Origin of the sequence: Streptomyces albus subsp. chlorinus (assembly GCF_013302895.1) — a bacterium.
Classification (GTDB): domain Bacteria; phylum Actinomycetota; class Actinomycetes; order Streptomycetales; family Streptomycetaceae; genus Streptomyces; species Streptomyces chlorinus.
The window spans coordinates 3,196,344-3,213,779 of record NZ_VJOK01000001.1 but is presented as its reverse complement, the minus strand read 5'-3'; the positions used below and the strand labels follow the sequence as shown (position 1 = coordinate 3,213,779).

The 17,436-nt window shown below is 73.6% G+C and carries 12 protein-coding genes and 3 pseudogenes; 11 read left to right on the top strand and 4 right to left on the bottom strand.

The window, feature by feature from the left end; translation table 11 throughout:
- The 3 genes and pseudogenes from FM076_RS14275 to purU form a co-directional block, all read left to right on the top strand.
- Window positions 1-1,264, top strand: a pseudogene (locus tag FM076_RS14275) (hypothetical protein); the annotation flags it as partial.
- Window positions 1,265-1,453: 189 nt separating this feature from the next.
- Window positions 1,454-1,891, top strand: a complete 438-nt coding sequence (locus FM076_RS14270) for an SCO4402 family protein (RefSeq protein ID WP_428814854.1) — start codon at window positions 1,454-1,456, stop codon at window positions 1,889-1,891.
- Between the two features lie 35 nt (window positions 1,892-1,926).
- On the top strand, window positions 1,927-2,811 hold the full coding sequence (purU, locus tag FM076_RS14265; RefSeq protein ID WP_173870873.1) for a formyltetrahydrofolate deformylase: 885 nt from the start codon (window positions 1,927-1,929) through the stop codon (window positions 2,809-2,811).
- A 63-nt stretch (window positions 2,812-2,874) separates the two neighbouring features.
- Here the strand turns inward: purU and FM076_RS14260 are convergent.
- Both FM076_RS14260 and FM076_RS14255 read right to left on the bottom strand, forming a co-directional pair.
- A pseudogene (locus FM076_RS14260) lies at window positions 2,875-4,024 on the bottom strand (zf-HC2 domain-containing protein).
- A gap of 56 nt (window positions 4,025-4,080) precedes the next feature.
- Complete coding sequence (locus FM076_RS14255; RefSeq protein ID WP_173870871.1) at window positions 4,081-4,653, bottom strand: sigma-70 family RNA polymerase sigma factor; 573 nt, start codon at window positions 4,651-4,653, stop codon at window positions 4,081-4,083.
- A 399-nt stretch (window positions 4,654-5,052) separates the two neighbouring features.
- Between FM076_RS14255 and FM076_RS14250 the strand changes: the two genes are divergently transcribed.
- Window positions 5,053-5,433: an anti-sigma factor antagonist gene (locus tag FM076_RS14250; protein WP_173870869.1), complete on the top strand. Its 381-nt coding sequence runs from the start codon at window positions 5,053-5,055 to the stop codon at window positions 5,431-5,433.
- A gap of 42 nt (window positions 5,434-5,475) precedes the next feature.
- Here FM076_RS14250 and FM076_RS14245 read toward each other — a convergent pair whose 3' ends face one another.
- Window positions 5,476-7,155, bottom strand: a complete 1,680-nt coding sequence (locus tag FM076_RS14245) for a class I adenylate-forming enzyme family protein (protein WP_173870867.1) — start codon at window positions 7,153-7,155, stop codon at window positions 5,476-5,478.
- Window positions 7,156-7,313: 158 nt separating this feature from the next.
- On the opposite strand from FM076_RS14245, the gene FM076_RS14240 reads away from it, so the two are divergent.
- The 4 genes and pseudogenes from FM076_RS14240 to FM076_RS14225 form a co-directional block, all read left to right on the top strand.
- Window positions 7,314-8,504 (top strand): amidohydrolase family protein, encoded by a 1,191-nt coding sequence (locus FM076_RS14240; protein WP_173870865.1) that lies wholly within the window; start codon window positions 7,314-7,316, stop codon window positions 8,502-8,504.
- A gap of 13 nt (window positions 8,505-8,517) precedes the next feature.
- Window positions 8,518-9,687 (top strand): acyl-CoA dehydrogenase family protein, encoded by a 1,170-nt coding sequence (locus FM076_RS14235; RefSeq protein ID WP_173870863.1) that lies wholly within the window; start codon window positions 8,518-8,520, stop codon window positions 9,685-9,687.
- Window positions 9,688-9,692: 5 nt separating this feature from the next.
- Window positions 9,693-10,814 (top strand): acyl-CoA dehydrogenase family protein, encoded by a 1,122-nt coding sequence (locus FM076_RS14230; RefSeq protein ID WP_173870861.1) that lies wholly within the window; start codon window positions 9,693-9,695, stop codon window positions 10,812-10,814.
- A gap of 437 nt (window positions 10,815-11,251) precedes the next feature.
- Window positions 11,252-11,731 (top strand): annotated as a pseudogene (locus FM076_RS14225) (ATP-binding protein); the annotation flags it as partial.
- Between the two features lie 629 nt (window positions 11,732-12,360).
- On the opposite strand, the gene FM076_RS14220 reads toward FM076_RS14225, so the two are convergent.
- Complete coding sequence (locus FM076_RS14220; RefSeq protein ID WP_173870858.1) at window positions 12,361-13,296, bottom strand: cyclase family protein; 936 nt, start codon at window positions 13,294-13,296, stop codon at window positions 12,361-12,363.
- A 133-nt stretch (window positions 13,297-13,429) separates the two neighbouring features.
- Between FM076_RS14220 and FM076_RS14215 the strand changes: the two genes are divergently transcribed.
- From FM076_RS14215 to FM076_RS14205, 3 genes are all read left to right on the top strand, one after another.
- On the top strand, window positions 13,430-14,341 hold the full coding sequence (locus tag FM076_RS14215; protein ID WP_173870856.1) for an SDR family oxidoreductase: 912 nt from the start codon (window positions 13,430-13,432) through the stop codon (window positions 14,339-14,341).
- An 82-nt stretch (window positions 14,342-14,423) separates the two neighbouring features.
- Window positions 14,424-15,887: an acyl-CoA dehydrogenase family protein gene (locus FM076_RS14210; protein ID WP_173870854.1), complete on the top strand. Its 1,464-nt coding sequence runs from the start codon at window positions 14,424-14,426 to the stop codon at window positions 15,885-15,887.
- The gene (locus FM076_RS14205; RefSeq protein WP_173870852.1) at window positions 15,884-17,413 is read left to right on the top strand and encodes an aldehyde dehydrogenase family protein; all 1,530 of its coding nucleotides are present in this window, start codon (window positions 15,884-15,886) and stop codon (window positions 17,411-17,413) included. The genes FM076_RS14210 and FM076_RS14205 overlap by 4 nt, the downstream gene beginning before the upstream one ends.
- Window positions 17,414-17,436: the final 23 nt, after the last annotated feature.

The following is a 17,436-nucleotide window of genomic DNA, read 5'->3' as shown; positions in this document are numbered from 1 at the left end:
GGCCACGCAGTTCTTCCCGCCGTTCCCGGCCGAGGACCCGCAAGCGCCGCCGCCGCCCGGGTCCGAGGACGGCACCCAGCTCCTTCCGCCGCAGCCCGCCGGGCCGGTGAGTGGCGGGCCGGACAGCGAGGCGACGCAGTACCTGCCTCCGGTCCCGGGCGTCCAGGGGGGCGGCGACTCCGAGGCGACGCAGGTGATCCCCGCCCCGCTGCCCTCCGACGGTGACGGTTCCGCGGGCGGGGGCGGCGAGCCCGGTACCCGGCGCCCGCTGCCCGAGTTCGAGGGCCTCTTCCGCTCCGACGGGCCGTCCTCGTCCCCCACCGCCAAGCCCGGCGCGCGGACGGCCGGAGGGGACGAGCCGGGCTCCACGCAGAGCCTGCCCGTCTTCGACCAGGCCGCCGCCCAGCAGACGTCCCCGCGCGCCGGCTACGGCTACCCGCAGCCCGGTGCCGCTCCGCGTGCCGGGTACGGCTATCCCCAGCCGGGGTCGCAGCCGGGACCGCAACCGGGCGCACGGCCGGGTTACGGCTATCCCCAGCCGGGGTCGCAACCGGGCGGCTACGGCTATCCGCAGCCGGGCTCGCAGCAGCACGAGCCGCAGGGCGGCCGGGCCGCGGCCCGGCGCGGTGCCGACCGGGAGCGGCGCCGGACGCCCTCCGGGCTGCTGATCGCCGGCGGCCTCGTGGGGGTCGCGGCGATCGGTCTGGTGGTCGGCCTGCTGCTCGCGGGCGGCGACGACGGCGGGGGCGACAGCAAGCCGCGGGCCTCCAGCGAGCCCGCGGGCGAGAAGAGCTCCAAGGCGCCGGACCCGGCCGAGACGCAGGCCAGGAAGCTGGACGCGCTGCTGGCCGACAGCAACAACAGCCGCGCCACGGTGATCCGTTCCGTGGAGAACATCAGGACCTGCAAGGCGCTGGGCAAGGCCGCCGCGGATCTGCGGGCGGCGGCCAGGCAGCGCAACGGCCTGGTGCGGCGCCTCGGCGAGCTGAAGACGGACGCCATCGCGAACAGCACCGAGCTGAACGCCGCGCTCAAGAGCGCCTGGCAGTCCTCGGCCTCCGCCGACAACCACTACGCGGCCTGGGCGGGTCAGGTGGCCCGCAAGAAGGGCTGCCACAAGGGCAAGGCGAAGCTGACCCGGCAGACCGCGCTGGGCAACACCGCGAGCGGCGCGGCGACCGCCGCCAAGAAGAAGGCGGCCAGGCTGTGGAACCCGACGGCGACGAAGTACGGCCTCAAGGAGCGGCAGTTCGGCGAGCTGTGACGTCCGCCCTCCCGCCCGCGGGGCGGGGCCGGAAAGCCGGGCCCGGAGAGCGGGGTCGGAGCGGGGCTTCCGGCCGCCGGGGCCCCCGCCGGTGGGGTGCCCGGTCGGAACGTATGGTCGGTGACCATGCAGCAAGCAGGTACCGCGAAGTCTTCCCGACGTGGCCGTCGTTCCACCACCATAGGCGGCATGCCTGTCAACGACGTGCCCTGGTGGCGCTGGCGCAGCAACGTGCGCTCGGCGCTGCACATGCTCTCCGACCAGACCTTCCAGCAGGAGTGCTGGCTGGCCGGGCTTCCCGGCTACGGCGATGTGACGGACGCCGTCTACCGCCTGGTCGAGGACACCTGGCTGGACAACTGGTCCGCCGAGAAGTACGTGGGGTCGATCTTCCGGGACGCCCATGAGGCCGAGCTGGTGGACGCGGCCGTCCTCCGGGTGCTGCGGATCATGCACGAGGTGGGCCCCGACGCCCCCGTCGCCTCGTATCTGGCGCACCAGGGCTGGCCCGACGCGGTGCGGGCGGCACGGGAGGCGCATGTGAGGCTCGCCACCAACGACGGGGACGACCCGGACGAGCCGCCGCGCTCCCTGGAGGTCCTGGCGATCATGCTGCGGACGGTGTGACGGGGCACCCGTCCCGGTGTGCCAGTCTTGAGGCCATGAGCGAGTCGCACCCCGTGGAAAACGGCCAGCAAGGTCAGCAGGGACAATTCGTCCTCACCCTCTCCTGCCCGGACAACACGGGCATCGTGCACGCCGTCTCCAGCTACCTGTTCATGACCGGCTGCAACATCGAGGACAGCCAGCAGTTCGGGGACCGCGACACCGGGCTCTTCTTCATGCGCGTCCACTTCACGGGCAACACCACCCTGGAGAAGCTGCGGGCCAGCTTCTCGGCGGTCGGGGACTCCTTCCGCATGGACTGGCAGATCCACCGGGCCGAGGAGAAGATGCGCGTCCTGCTGATGGTCAGCAGGTTCGGGCACTGCCTCAACGACCTGCTCTTCCGCTCCCGGACCGGCGCCCTGCCGGTCGAGATCGCGGCCGTCGTCTCCAACCACACCGACTTCGCCGAGCTCGTCGCCTCCTACGACGTGCCCTTCCACCACATCCCGGTGACGAAGGACACCAAGCCGGCCGCCGAGGAGCGGCTGCTGGAGATCGTCGAGGAGGAGCGCGTCGAACTGGTCGTCCTCGCCCGCTACATGCAGGTGCTCTCCGACAACCTGTGCAAGCGGCTGCCGGGGCGGATCATCAACATCCACCACTCCTTCCTGCCGAGCTTCAAGGGCGCCAAGCCCTACCACCAGGCCCACGCCCGCGGCGTCAAGCTGATCGGTGCCACGGCGCATTATGTGACGGCCGACCTGGACGAGGGCCCGATCATCGAGCAGGAGGTCGAGCGGGTCGGCCACGAGGTCACCCCCGAGCAGCTCGTGGCCGTCGGCCGCGACGTGGAGTGCCAGGCGCTGGCCCGCGCCGTCAAGTGGCACAGCGAGCACCGGGTCCTCCTCAACGGCAACCGCACCGTCGTCTTCGCCTGACACCCCGGCACCCGCCGCGCCCGCCTGCTGGAGCCCCGGCCCTCCTCCCCCCTTCCCCCCGGTTCACATCCGGGAGAGGGAGGCGACGGTGTAGAGGATGTCGCGGACGGCCTCGTGGTCGCCGTCCTGGCCGACGGCGGCCTCCAGCGGCGGGACGTGCCCCGCCGCCAGCTGGCAGAACTCCAGGACGTCCAGCGCGACGTGGGCGACCTCGTCGTCCGGGGAGGCGCGGGCGCCGGGCGAGTCGAGGGGGATGTACCAGTCCCCTCCGCCGTCGCCCTCGACCTCAAGGTGCAGCGTCCGGCCGGGCGCACCGGCCGGTGCCAGTCCCCGGGCGGGCGAGGCGAGCCCCGTACGGCGGGCGGGTGGCGAGCGCGCCGGGCAGCCGGCGCGCGGCCAGATCGACGAGCAGGTTGAGATGGCCGGGGACGGGCGGGCCGTAGGGGTAGTCGACGGCTTCCGCGATGTCCTCGGCGTGCATCCAGCACTCGAAGGCGCGGTCCAGGAACGCGTCGCGCAGGGGCAGCGAGAAGCCGCCGAAGGAGACGAGCCGGTCGCGCGGGAGGTCCTCGCCCGGGGCGCCGCCGTGGTCGGCGGCGAGGAACGACACGTCGCGGATCATGGCGTGGCTCTGCTCCCGCCACGGCAGCCGCGCCGCGTGCGCGTGCGCGGCGGCGTCACCCAGCGACCAGTAGACCTCCGTCCGCGCCCGCGGCCCCGCGTCGTACTCGACGGGCAGGGACCGGGCGGGCAGCGGGTCGGGAAGCCCGAGGCCGGCCGCGACCAGCCCGTCGACCGCGAGCAGGTGGCCGAGGACACCGGCCACCGTCGTCTCGCGGGCGGCCTCCCGTTCGCTGTCGAACCAGCGCAGCCGCACCGGTGCGCGCCACTCCTCCTCGGCCATGTCCCGCAGCAGCGCGTCGAGGCGGGCGGTCTCCGCGTCGTAGGGAGCCGCCCAGACGGGCACCGGGATGCGGGCGGGGCGGCGGTCGAGGCAGCCTTCGAGGACCTGGGAGCGCAGCGCCGGATCGAGGTCGAGGTTGTCCTCGCCGTGCAGCAGTCCGACGGCGTCGCGCAGCCGCAGCGCCTCCTCGGCGCAGGGCGCGCAGTCGGTCAGATGGGCCTCCACCGCGGCGGTCTCCTCCGCCGGGCAGGCGGCCAGCGCCCAGGCGCCGAGGAGGGACTTGAGCACCGTGTGGTCGAGCCGCGGCAGCGCGTGCGGCTCGTGCGTGCCGTCCCCGCCGGGCCTGTCCGGGTCGTCGGGGCCGTTCACGGGCGGCTCCCCGGGGCGGGCGGCGCCATGGCGGGCTGCGTCATGGCGGAGGACAGGAGCTGGAGCCCCAGGCGCAGCCGGCGCCGGGCCTCGTCCTCGGTGACGCCCAGGGTGCGCGCCGTCTGGCGGTAGTCGTGGCGCTGGAAGTAGGCCAGTTCCAGCGCGGCGCGCAGGGAGGAGGGCATGGAGGTGACGATGTAGTCGGCGCGGGCCGCGGTGGCGGCGGCCCGTACCTGCTCCTCGATCCGCTCGGCCTGTTCCGGGGAGCAGGGCCCGTGGCTGCGCTGCTTGCGGCGCAGCCTGCTGGTGGCCGTCCGCTGGGTCAGCGCCGCGATCCAGGAGCGCATCGGCCCCTCGCGCGGGTCGAAGGCGTGCGGGTGCTCCCAGATGTAGGCGAAGACGTCGCGGGTGGCGTGGTCGGCGGCCTCGTCGTCGTCCAGGATGCGGTGCGCGAGGCCGTGCACCAGTGAGGCGAAGCGGTCGTACAGCTCGCCGAGCGCCGCCGCTTCGCCGCGTGCGAGGCGCTGCTGCATCTTCCGGTCCCAGCGCGGTGGTGTGTCGTTCGCCATCCTGGCCCCCAGCCCTCGAACCCCGTCGTCCACCCCTGGTGGTGCGCGGCGGGTCCGGTCTCGGCGGTTCCGCTTCCGCCCTTGTGATGCCCGTCAACCCCCTGAATGTAGTGCGACCCGCTGACAGCGCACGCCCCTTTGCCGCAACGTGCGCCCGGTGCTGGTTGCTCACCGTGCGATTTCCGTCACGCAGAGCGTGTGGCGGAGGGGGATGAGGGGGAGTCCAGAGGGGGAAGAGGCGCGTGCTGTGGAGAGTTATGCGGGCGTGACCATAAGTTCCCGCAGGTTCCCCCGGGTAATACCTCAGGACCGCATAGGGTCGTTCCCTGGGACCAGTTTTGGAGGGGACGCGCAGGGCAGCCGACTGCTTGTAGGCGATCGACGAAGGGGTTGCGGGGAGTGTCGTTGAAGGTGCTGGAGGAGGAGCGCGGCGGGTGGGCCGTGCTCCGGGTCTCCGGTGAGCTGGACCTGGTCACCTCGCCCGCGGTGCGGCAGCACGTGCACGATGCCGTGGCCGAGGGGCGCAGAAGTCTGGTGCTGGACCTGTCCGACGTCCTCTTCTGCGACTCCAGCGGGGTGGGCGTGCTGATCGCCTCACGCCGGCTGATGCGGTCGTGCGCGGGGCGGCTGCGGCTGATTCTGCCCGCGCGGGGCGCCGAGGACGGCTCGCACGTCAACCGTGTGCTGTCCGCGCTGGGCGTGCGCCGGCTCTTCGACTGCTACCCCGATCTGGAGGCGGCCACCGGCCCGCACGCCGCGACAGGCCCCCTCACGGCGTGAACGCGCCCCGGGGCCGCCCCCTGGGGACCTCGGCGCGCCCCCTCACGGCGTCGCGGCACCCCCGGACGCGGTGCCGCCCCCGTCCCCCGGCGCTGGTCCCGCCACCCGGCCGGACCCTCCTTCCCGTCCGGACCCCCCTTCCCGGCCGAACCGTTCCCTGAGCTTGTACTTGAGCACCTTCCGCAGCGCGTCGTTGCGCGGCAGCGCGTCCACCACTTCGAGCTGCTCGGGCAGTTTGTAGGTCGCCAGCCCCAGACCGCGCAGGTGGGCCGTGAGGTCGTCGAGGGTGACCGGGGGCGCGCCGGGCGGCTGTTCGATCACCGCGCAGACCCGCTCCCCGCGCTCCGGGTCGGGCAGTCCGATGACGGCGGCGTCCCCGACGGCGGGGTGCTCGTAGAGGAGCTGTTCGATCTCCTTGGCCGCGATGTTCTCCCCCTTGCGGATGATGATGTCCTTGGTGCGGCCGGTGAGCACCAGGTGTCCGCTCTCCAGGAGGCGCCCCAGGTCGCCGGTGATCAGGAAGCCCTCCGCGTCGAACGCCTCGGCGGTCTGCCGCTCGTCGAGGTAGCCGCGGCACACGGCCTCGCCCCGCAGCCGCACCTCGCCCTCGCTGCCGGGCGGGAGCGGGGTGCCGTCGGGGGCGGTGACGCGGATCTCCATGGCGGCTGGCGGGCGGCCCTCGGTGGTGGCCAGGTGGTGGGGGGTGTCGTCGGGGTCGCCCATGGTGATCATGGGGGCCTCGGTCATGCCGTAGCCGTGGGTGAGGGCGCAGCCGAGTTCGGCCACCACCTCGTGGTACAGCTCGGCCGGTTTGGCCGCGCCGCCGCCTGCCAGCAGCCGCAGGCTCGGGATCAGCTTCTCGCCGGGCCGCTTGCGCTGCTCGGCCAGGAACATCGTGTAGAACGCGGTCGAGCCGCCGGCGATGGTGACGTGGTGCCGCCGGTAGCCGGCCAGCGCCCGGGGCAGCGCGAACTTCTCGAAGAGCACGGCCGGAAACCCGCACAGCAGCACCATGACCAGGTAGTCGGGGCCGCCTATGTGCGCATACGGGAAGGCGAGGGAGCCGGTGTCGTCGGGGCGGGGCCGCAGGGCGTGCGCGAGGCAGGAGCCGCCCGCGAGGAGGCTGCGGTCGGTGTGGCGTACGCCGCGCGGCGCGGAGGTGGTGCCCGAGGTCCAGTAGATCCACCGCACCGCTGTGCCGTCGCGCGGCGGGGGCGGCAGCGGGCCGGGGTCGGCCTCGGGGAGGGTGTCGTAGGCGGTGAGGGTGCGCGGCGCCGGGTCCGTCCGCTGCCGGACGCGGGCGGCGAGGGCGGCGTAGTCGGTGCCGCGCCACTCGCCGGGGTGGAGGTACCAGGCGGCGCCGGTGGCGCGCAGGGCGAGGGTCACCTCGCGATCCCGGTGGCCGGGGATGAGGGGGGTCTGCCGCACGCCCAGCCGGGCCAGGGCCAGGGAGAGGACGACCGTCTCGATCCGGGTGGGCAGCTGCCAGGCGACGGTGTGTGCGGGGCGTAGCCCCCGCTCGTACAGTCCGGCGGCGGTGCGTTCGGCGCGCTCGCGCAGGGCGCCGAAGGTGAGGGCGCGGTCGTCGTCCGGGTCGTCGGCCGCCTGGAGGAGGGCGGGGGCGTCGGGGGTGAGCGCGGCCCGGCGGGTGACCAGCTCCCACAGGGTGCGCGAGGTGCCCAGCGCGTGTGCGGTGTCCTGTGCGTGTGCGACAGCGGACATGCCGTCCCCTCCGCCTCCGTGGAAGAGCCGCGTTCACTGACGGGCCGTCAGTTTTGCCGGAAGCGTAGGCGGCGACGCCTTGTCGGTCCAGAGTCGGCGGGGCTAGCCTCTTATCTGACGGGGCATCAGATAGGCCGGTCCGGCGAGGGGACACGTCCGTGACGGAACTACCGCGCATCATCAGTGTCGACGACCATGTGATCGAGCCCGCGCACCTCTTCGAGACGTGGCTGCCGGCCAAGTACCGGGACAGGGGACCCAAACCGGTCACCGCCGGGATCGGCGAACTGGAATACGTCGGCGGCAGGTACCGGATCACCATGGACCCCGACGGGCCGCCCACCGACTGGTGGATCTACGAGGACCTCAAGTTCCCGTACAAGCGCAACATCGCCGCCGTCGGCTTCGACCGCGACGAGATGACGCTGGAGGGCATCACCCGCGACCAGATGCGGCGCGGCTGCTGGGACCCGGCCGCCCGGCTGGCCGACATGGACCTCAACCACGTCGAGGCGTCCCTGTGCTTCCCCACCTTCCCCCGCTTCTGCGGCCAGACGTTCGCCGAGGCGCGCGACAAGGAGGTCGCGCTGGCCTGCGTACGCGCCTACAACGACTGGATGGTCGAGGAGTGGTGCGGCGACTCGGGCGGCCGGCTCATCCCCCTGTGCCTCATCCCGCTGTGGGACATCGAGCTGGCCGTCGCCGAGGTCCGCCGCAACGCGGAGCGCGGGGTGCGGGCCGTCACCTTCAGCGAGATCCCCACCTACCTGGGGCTGCCCAGCATCCACTCCGGCTACTGGGACCCGTTCTTCGCCGTCTGCGAGGAGACCGGAACCGTCGTCAACATGCACATCGGCTCCTCCTCCCAGATGCCCGCCGCCTCCCCCGACGCGCCCCCGGCCGTGCAGGCGTCGCTGTCCTTCAACAACGCCATGGCCTCGATGATGGACTTCCTCTTCAGCGGCGTCCTGGTCACCTTCCCCCGGCTCAAGCTCGCCTACAGCGAGGGCCAGATGGGCTGGATCCCCTACGCCCTGGAGCGCGCCGACGACGTGTGGGAGGAGCACCGCGCCTGGGGCGGCGTCCGCGACCTGATCCCCGAGCCGCCCTCCACGTACTACTACCGGCAGATCTTCTGCTGCTTCTTCCGCGACAAGCACGGCATCAGCGCGCTGGACGTGGTCGGCCGCGACAACGCCACCTTCGAGACCGACTACCCGCACGTCGACTCCACCTTCCCGCACACCAGACAAGTCGCCCTGGACCACGTGAAGGGCCTCGACGACGAGACCGTTCACAAGCTGATGCGCGGCAACGCCATCCGCATGCTGGAGCTGGACCTGACATGACGGGCTGCGAGTGATGGAACTGGCCCGCACCGCCGAGGAGGAGGAGTTCCGCGCGCGGCTGCGCGGCTGGCTGGCCGGCGTCCTGCCCACGCTGCCGCCTCGCCCCGACCCGCTGGACTGGCCGGCCCGGCGCGCCTGGGACATGGACTGGCAGCGCAGGCTCTACGACGCCGGATACGCGGGCCTGCACTGGCCCGTCGACGCGGGCGGACAGGGCGCCACCCCCACCCAGCACCTGATCTTCCTGGAGGAGACGGAGACGGCCGGCGCCCCCTATGTGGGCGCCGGGTTCGTCGGACTGCTGCACGCCGGGCCCACCATCGCCGCCGAGGGCAGCGCGGAGCAGCGCGCCCGCTGGCTGCCGCCCATCCTGCGCGGCGAACACGTGTGGTGCCAGGGCTTCTCGGAGCCGGACGCGGGCTCCGACCTGGCCTCCCTGCGGACCCGCGCGGTACGCGACGGCGACACCTACGTGGTGACCGGCTCCAAGATCTGGACCTCGCACGCCGAGGTCGCCGACTGGTGCGAACTGCTGGTGCGCACCGACCCCGAGGCTCCCCGCCACCGGGGCATCACCTGGCTCGCCCTGCCCATGGACGCACCCGGCGTCACCGTACGGCCGCTGCGCACACTGGCCGGGTCGCGCGAGTTCGCCGAGGTCTTCCTCGACGAGGTGCGCGTTCCGGTGGCCAACCGGGTGGGCGAGGAGAACGACGGCTGGCGCGTCACCATGGTGACGCTCTCCTTCGAGCGGGGCACCGCCTTCGCCGGCGAGGTGGTCGCCTGCCACCGCACCCTGCGGCTGCTCGCCCGGCGGGCGCAGGAGAACGGCCGCTGGGGCGACCCCGTGCTGCGCCGCCGGCTGGGCCGCCTGAGCGCCGAGTTCACCGCGCTGTGGCGGCTCACCCAGTGGAACGTCAGCGAGGCCACGCACGCGCTGCGCCGGGGCGGCACGGGTGTGCCCGGGGTGGGCGGTTCGGTCTTCAAACTGCGCTACTCGCACGCCCGGCAGGAGCTGTACGAGGCCGCCGCGCAGGTGCTGGGGCCCGGGGCGCTGGACCTGGCGGAGGAGTGGGCGCGGGAGCGGCTCTCCTCCCTCTCGTACACCGTCGCCGCCGGGACCTCCGAGATCCAGCACACCCTCGTCGCCGAGCGCCTCCTCGGCCTGCCGAAGGGACGGTGAGGACCGTGGACTTCCGGCTGACGGACGACCAACTGGCGCTGCGGCGCGGCATGCGCGAGCTGCTGGCGGCCCGGTTCGGCCGCGAGGCCCTGCGCGAGGCCGTGGAAGCGCCCGGCATCGACCGGGTGCTGTGGCGCGCGCTGGGGGAGGCGGGTCTCTTCTCGCTGCGGGCGGACGAGGAGGAGGGCGGCGCCGGAGCGGGCCTGCCCGAGGCGGTGCTGCTGTTCGAGGAGGCGGGCCGCGCGCTGCTGCCGGGCCCGCTGGTGGCCAGCCACCTGGCGGGCGGCACAGGGCTGGTGCCCGGCGCCGCCGACGGGACGGCGGTGGTGACGGCGGTGGACGCGGCGCCCGGCGCCGGTGCCGTGGCGGGCGACGGCGTCCTGGTGGAGCACCTGCCCTCGGCGGACGCCGTCCTGGTGGTGCGGGACGGTGGCGAGCCGGTGGACGTGGTGGCGCCCGGCGCGCCGGCGGCGGTGCCGGTGCGCTCGCTCGACCCGCTCTCGCCGCTGCACCGGGTGGCGGAGGGGACGCTGCCCGCGAGCACGCCGGCGGGCGGGGCTGCGTGCGGGAGGTCTGCGGACGGGGGCTCCGCGGATGGGGGGCTTGCGGACGGGAGATCGGCGAACGAGTGGTCCGGGAACGGGGCTGCGCGCGGGACATCCGTGCGCGGGCGGGCGAGCGGGGGCGTGAGCGCGGGGGTGCTGCGCCGGGAGGCGGCGCTGCTCACGGCGGCCCAGCAACTGGGCAGCGCCGCCCGCACGGTGGAGATGGCCGTCGCCCACGCGCGGGAACGGGAGCAGTTCGGCCGGCCCATCGGCTCCTTCCAGGCCGTACAACACCTGTGCGCCCGGATGCTGGTGCGTACGGAGACGGCGAGGAGCGCCGTCTACGCGGCGGCCGTGACCGCGGACGAGACGGAGACCTGCGCGGCGAAGCTCCTCGCCGACGAGGCGGCCACCGCCAACGCCCGGGACTGTCTCCAGGTGCATGGGGGCATGGGCTTCACCTGGGAGGCCGACGTCCATCTCCATCTGAAGCGCGCGTGGTTGCGGGCGGCGCAGTGGCGCACGGACGTGGAGGCCGAGGAGCGGCTGGCCGCGGCGCTCCGGTGTCCCATCCCTCGCTGATCTCCGTGTTTCTCCGGAAAACAACCGGAGCGTCGATTACGCAGGGTTATAGGTGTTGTGTATGCGGCGTGTGACCACCACGAGCGGAAGCTCGTGTTCCACTCCGGTACGCTCCTGGGCGCGAGTGCGGCGGTCCCCGGTGGTGCCGCCCGTGGACGACAGGGTGCGGGCCGACGGTGTGCGACAGCGGGAGGCCCCCGATGAGCAAGGGACTCGACGATGACCAGACGTTTCGGCCGGGCTCGTTCGAGTGTGCCCGTGCGGCGTCGCACAGGACGTCGCACAGTATGCCGTGCCTCTACTCCTTTGCGCCGGAATATGCCTGAAGCGCTTGTTGCCCTCACTATGAGTCAACCATGCTGTTTCTGCTGGAGTCACAATCCGTGACTACTTGGAGACGCGAGGCGATGTGTCCGCCAGTTCGGATGGTGTGAGCGGTGCAGGTGCTTCTGGAGCAGTTGGAGATCGGATCCGATCCGACGGAGGTGGGGCGCGCCCGGAGGTGGGCCAGGGCCCGGCTGGCGGGCGCCGGAGTGGCCGCTGACGAACCCTTGGCAGAGACGCTGATCCTGCTGATCTCGGAACTCGTCACCAACGCGGTGGTGCACACCGGCTGTCCGGCCGTGCTGTGCATACTGCTGCCCCGGCGCTGCGGCGGGGAGGACGCGCGCGGTGCCGTGGAGTCCGTACGGGTGGAGGTCGCCGACGCGAGCAGCCGCGCGCCGCGCCGCCGCCAGGCCGAGGGCGGGGACACCGGCGGCCGGGGGCTGGAGCTGGTCTCCGGCCTGGCCGACCGCTGGGGCTGGGAACACGAGCCGGGCGGCAAGCGCGTGTGGTGCGAACTGGACGCCGTCCCGCCGGTGGTGGCGGAGGACCAGGCGCCGGTCTCGGACGGGCGGCGGAGTGCGGCCCACCCTCCCGGGCCGGGTGGAGCCGTTCGCACCGGCGGGGCGGTTCGCACCGACGGGGCGGTTCGTGCCGACCGGGCCGTTCGCGCCGACGGGGCCGCTCGTGCCGACGGGGCCGTAGGTGTCGATGGCGGGCGGCGCGCTGACGAGGGGAACCGCACCCGCGCGGGGGGTGAGACGCGTGCGGACGGCGACACCCGGGCGGGCGGTGTGACCCGCGCGCAGGGTGAGCCCCGTATGAACGGTGAGCCCCGCACGAACGGTGAGGCATACCCGCACCACGAGGCGCATAGGGGGGTCGTCGGGGGGAGTACGCGCGCACGCGTCCATGTCGTGGAGGCCGGAGCTGGCGCGTTCGGTTGATCACGCGCCGGGACAAACAGGGCGAAGCCTCCCCAAGTCCAGACCAGGTGTTGACGTGTCGTGTCGGGCTGATCACCCTTGGGTGGAGCGATTCGTCGTGAGGGGACGCCGAGGTGCCTGAGGTTCCTCGGCGAGTACGGATCGCCCTCCGGCGCCAACCTCCGTGCGAGGCAGGGCCCCGAGCGCCGGAGCCGGGTGGCGGTACGCCGTGCCGTGCTCGGGGCGCTTCGCGGCGCACCGCCACCCGGCTTGCACCCGGCGCGCCCGTCGGCCGCTCACAGCACCGCCACCGGCGCCACCGGGGCCCCTGTGCCGCCCGTGAAGGGTTCGGGCTGGGCCGTCAGCAGGAAGGTGTGGCGGCCCTCCTCCGCGCAGACCTCCGACAGCTCCTCAAGGTTCCAGTTCTGGCCCTGGAGCATGCCCATCTCCACCAGGTGCAGGGCGTGGACGGGCAGCCACAGGCCCTCGATCTCCGGCGGGACGACCTCGAAGGTGAGGGTGTCGTTGGCGACGGCGGCCACGTCCCGGGCGTGGAACCAGGCCGGGGTGCGCAGCGACAGGCCGGGCGAGGGATGGGCGTAGGCGTGCTTGTCGCCGGCGAGGTAGTGGCGCAACTGCCCCGTGCGCACCAGCACGATGTCGCCCTCCCCGACGCGGGTGCGGGCCAACTCCTCGGCGGCGTCCAGGTCCTCCGGCGTCACCGCGTGGCCGCCCGCCAGACACTCCACGCCGCGGGCCCGGGCCACGTCCAGCAGGACGCCGCGGGAGACGAGGGGGCGCGTCTTCTCGATGCCGCCGAACGAGGCGCCGCTGTGCGCGGTGACGGTGGCGGCCGGGCGGCCGTTGTAGAGCCGCCCTCCGTGTGAGACGTGGCCGAGCCCGTCCCAGTGGGTGGCGGCCTGAAGTCCCATGGTGACCGCGTCGTCGCTGGTGGCGACCGTGCCGGGGCCGAACAGCTCCAGGTTGAGCGCCACCATCACGTGCAGCGGGTTCACCCTGCCGGGGATCAGTCCGGTCTGGACGCCGTCCTGCTGGAGGGGCAGCGCGAGCGGGACGCGGCGGCCCGTGCGGACGGCTGCCGCCGCGCGCCGCACCACCTCGTCGGTGACGAGGTTGAGCGTGCCCGCCTCGTCGTCGGGGCCCCAGCGGCCCCAGTTGTTGACCCGCTGGGCGATCTCGGTGAACTGCGGGCAGGCCGCCGGTACGGTCATCCATCCTCCCGACAGGGGCGGGCCGCCGGCCGGGGTCGGCTCTCCCCGCTTGTACGGGGCTTGTGTTCGGGCGGCCTCTGCTCAAGAATCTAACGGGTCGTCAGATAACTCGGGAGGGGCGGGAGGGCCGCACGTGGGGAACTTCTTGGCCGGAAAGGTCGTCGCCGTCACCGGCGCCGGCCGCGGCATCGGCCGCGCGGTGGCGCTGGCCTGCGCACACGAGGGAGCCGAGGTCGTCGTCAACGACTACGGCGTCGGAGTGGACGGCGGCGAACCGCGCAGCGACATAGCCGAGGCCGTCGTCAAGGAGATCACCGCGGCCGGCGGCCGGGCCGTCGCGGTGGCCGACGACATCTCCACCATGGCCGGCGGCCAACGCGTCGTGGACACCGCCCTCACCCGCTACGGCCGGCTCGACGGCGCCGTCTGCGTGGCCGGCATCCTGCGCGAACGCATGCTCTTCAACATGAGCGAGGAGGAGTGGGACCCTGTCGTCGCCACCCACCTCAAGGGCACCTTCACCGTCTTCCGCGCCGCGAGCGCCGTGATGCGCCGACAGCAAAGCGGCACCCTCATCGGCTTCACCAGCGGCAACCACGCCGGCTCGGTCTCCCAGGCCAACTACGCGGCGGCCAAGGGCGGCATCATCTCCCTGGTCCGCAGCGCGGCGCTCGGACTGCACAAGTACGGGGTCACCGCCAACGCCGTCGCCCCCGTCGCCCGCACCCGGATGTCCGCCAACGTCCCCATGGAGCTGACGGAGATCGGCGAGCCCGAGGACGTGGCCCCGCTCGTCGTCTACCTGCTCAGCGACCGGGCCCAGGAACAGGGGATCACCGGCCAGGTCTACAGCATCGCCGGGCCCAAGGTCGCCGTATGGGCACAACCGCGCGAGCTGCGGGCCGCCTACGCCGACGGCCCCTGGACCCCCCAGCAGCTGGCCGACTTCCTCCCCGGCACCGTCGGCACGGACCCGATGCCCCTGCTGGAGCGGCTGGGGGAGATGGCCGACGCCGCGGCACGCAAGGAACGACCCAACGCCTGAGAAGAACCGCCCCAACGCCTGAGACACCCACGGCCGCCACCGGGCCCACGGCGCGGTGGGCGGAACGCCGAGAGGGGGACGCGTGGACTTCGGTTTCACCTCCCAGGACGAGGACTTCCGGGCCCGCGCCCGCACCTGGCTGCGCCACCACCTCGTGGACGACTACGCGGCGGCGCTGGGACAGGGCGGGCCGGGCAGCGAGCACGAGGCCACGGCGGTGCGCCGCCGCTGGGAGCGCGAGCTGGGCCGCGCCGGCTGGATCGGACTCGGCTGGGACCGCCGCCACGGCAGCTGGGGCAACCGGGCCGCCACCCTCACCCAGCAGGTCGTCTGGGCCGAGGAGTACGCCCGCGCGGGCGCCCCCGCCCGCGTCGGCCACATCGGCGAGAACCTGCTGGCCCCCACCCTGCTCGCACACGGCACAGAACAGCAGCGCAAACGCTTCCTGCCCGCCATCGCCCGCGGCGAGGAGCTGTGGTGCCAGGGCTACAGCGAGCCCGAGGCGGGCTCCGACCTCGCGGGCGTCCGGACCGCCGCCGTCCGCGAGAGGGGCCCGGCCGGGGACCGCTACCGCGTGACGGGCCAGAAAGTGTGGACCTCGCTCGCCCACGAGGCCCACTGGTGCTTCGTCCTCGCGCGCACCCAGCCGGGATCACGTCGTCACCACGGGCTCTCCTTCCTGTTGGTACCGATGGACCAGCCGGGACGCGTCGAGGTCCGGCCCATCCGCCAGATGTCGGGCACGGCCGAGTTCAACGAGGTCTTCTTCGACGGCGCGTACGCCGAGGCCGACCACCGCGTCGGTGCTGAGGGCGACGGCTGGCGGGTGGCCACCGGCCTGCTCGCACGGGAACGCGGCGTGTCCACCCTCGTCCAGCAGATCGGCTTCGCCGCCGAACTCGACCAGGTGCTCCGGCTCGCCGTCCGCACCGGGGCGGCCGAGCGCGATCCGGTGCTCCGCGACCAGTTGGTGCGCGCCTGGGCCGAACTGCGCACGATGCGCTGGAACGCCCTGCGCACCTTGGGCACCGCCCCGCATGAAACCCCGCGGGGGAACACCCCGGCCGCCGGCCCGCGAGGGGACGGTGCCCCTGGGGACGGGGCTGCTGGAAGCGGTCCTCCGGGGGGTGGTGCTGGGGACGGGGCTGCTGGGGGCGGTGCCCGTGTGGACGGTGCCTTTGCGGACGGGGCTGCTGGGCGCGGGGCCCCTGGGGACGGTGCCGCTGTGGACGGGGCTGCTGAGGGTGGTGCCTCCGCGAACGCAGCCCCTGCGAACAGCGCCGCTGTGGACGGCGCGCCCAGTGTGGCCAAGCTGCTGTGGGGCGGCTGGCACCAGCGGCTCGGGGAGCTGGCGATGCGGGTGCGCGGTGCCGCGGCGGCGCTGGGGCCGCACGACTGGAGTCCGCAGCGTCCCTACGAACTCGACGCCCTCCAACGCCTGTTCCTCTTCAGCCGCGCCGACACCCTCTACGGCGGCTCCGACGAGATCCAGCGCGACATCCTCGCCCAGCACGTGCTGGGCCTGCCCAGAGAGGCACGCAGGTGACGACGGAAGCGAGCACACCGGACCGGTCGGCCGTCGGGGCGCCCGCACACAGCCCCGCGCCCGCGAGCTACCAGCACTGGATCGGTGGTGCCTGGCACCGGCCCGCGCACGGCCACTACCGCATCACCGACCCGGCCACCGAACTGCCTGTCGGCCACGCTCCCGAAGGCGGTGCGGAGGAAGTGGACGCCGCCGTCCGCGCCGCACGCGCCGCCCAGGAGGAGTGGGCCGCCACCCCGGCGCGGGACCGCGCCCGGGTGCTGGAGCGGATCGGCGACCTGCTCACCGAGCGCGGCCCCGCACTCGTGCCTCTCCTCCAGGCCGAGACCGGCGCCACCCTCAAGGTCACCCGCGGTATGCAGCTGCCCACCGCCGCCGACCGCTTCCGCCGCTATGCGCGCGGCGCGCTGGAACCCGACACCGTGCCGCTCGCCCCCCAGCCGGTGGGAGCCAGCGCACTCGCCCCCGGCGGGTTGATCGGCGCCGCCGCCGTGCGCCGCCCCGTGGGCGTGGTCGGCTGCATCACCTCCTACAACTTCCCTCTCGTCAACCTGGCGGGCAAGGTCGCGCCCGCGCTCGCGATGGGCAACGCCGTCGTCTGCAAGCCGGCGCCGCAGGACCCGCTGACCTGCCTGGAGCTGGGCCCTCTGCTCCAGGAGGCCGGGCTGCCCGACGGCCTCTACAACGCCGTCACCGGCTCGGGCGCCGGGCCGGGCGAGGCCCTGGTCGCGCACCCGGACGTCGACATGATCAGCTTCACCGGCTCCACCTCCGTGGGAAAGAAGATCGCGCAGAGCGCGGGACGAGGAATGAAGCGCACCCTCATGGAACTGGGCGGGAAGGGTGCGGCGTTGGTGCTGGACGACGCGGACGGCCGGGTCCGGGAAGCAGCACTGGGGTCGATAGCCTCGACCTGGACCTTCCACAGCGGCCAGATCTGCACGGCACCGACACGGGCGCTCGTCCACCGCTCGCTCTACGACGAGTTCGTGACTGCGCTTTCACGGTACGCCTCCGCACTGACGCTCGGCGATCCCACGAACGAGCGAACCGTGGTCGGGCCGCTGATCTCCGCGGCCCAGCGCGACCGCGTCGAGCGCCACATCGCCAAGGCCCGGGAGCAGGGCGCCACGGTCCTGGCGGGTGGCGAGCGGCCGGCGGAACCCGCCACCGGCTTCTACGTCGCGCCGACGCTGATCACCGACGTCGCTCCCGGGATGGCCGTGGCCCGCGAGGAGCTGTTCGGCCCCGTCGTGGTGGTCCTCCCGTTCGAGGACGACGACGAAGCGGTACGCATCGCCAACAGCACCCCCTACGGCCTCTACGACTACGTCTTCAGCGGCGACACCGGCCGCGCCTGGCGGCTGGCGGGGCGGCTGCGCAGCGGGAACGTCGGCCTCAACACCGTCCAGCGGCACCCCGAGACGCCGTTCGGCGGGTGCAAGGAGTCCGGGGTCGGCCGCGACGGCGGCTCGTTCGGACTGCATGCCTACAGCGAACTCCAGTCGCTGGTCTGGCCGTCGTGACGGCCCTTCGCGCGAGAGGGCGC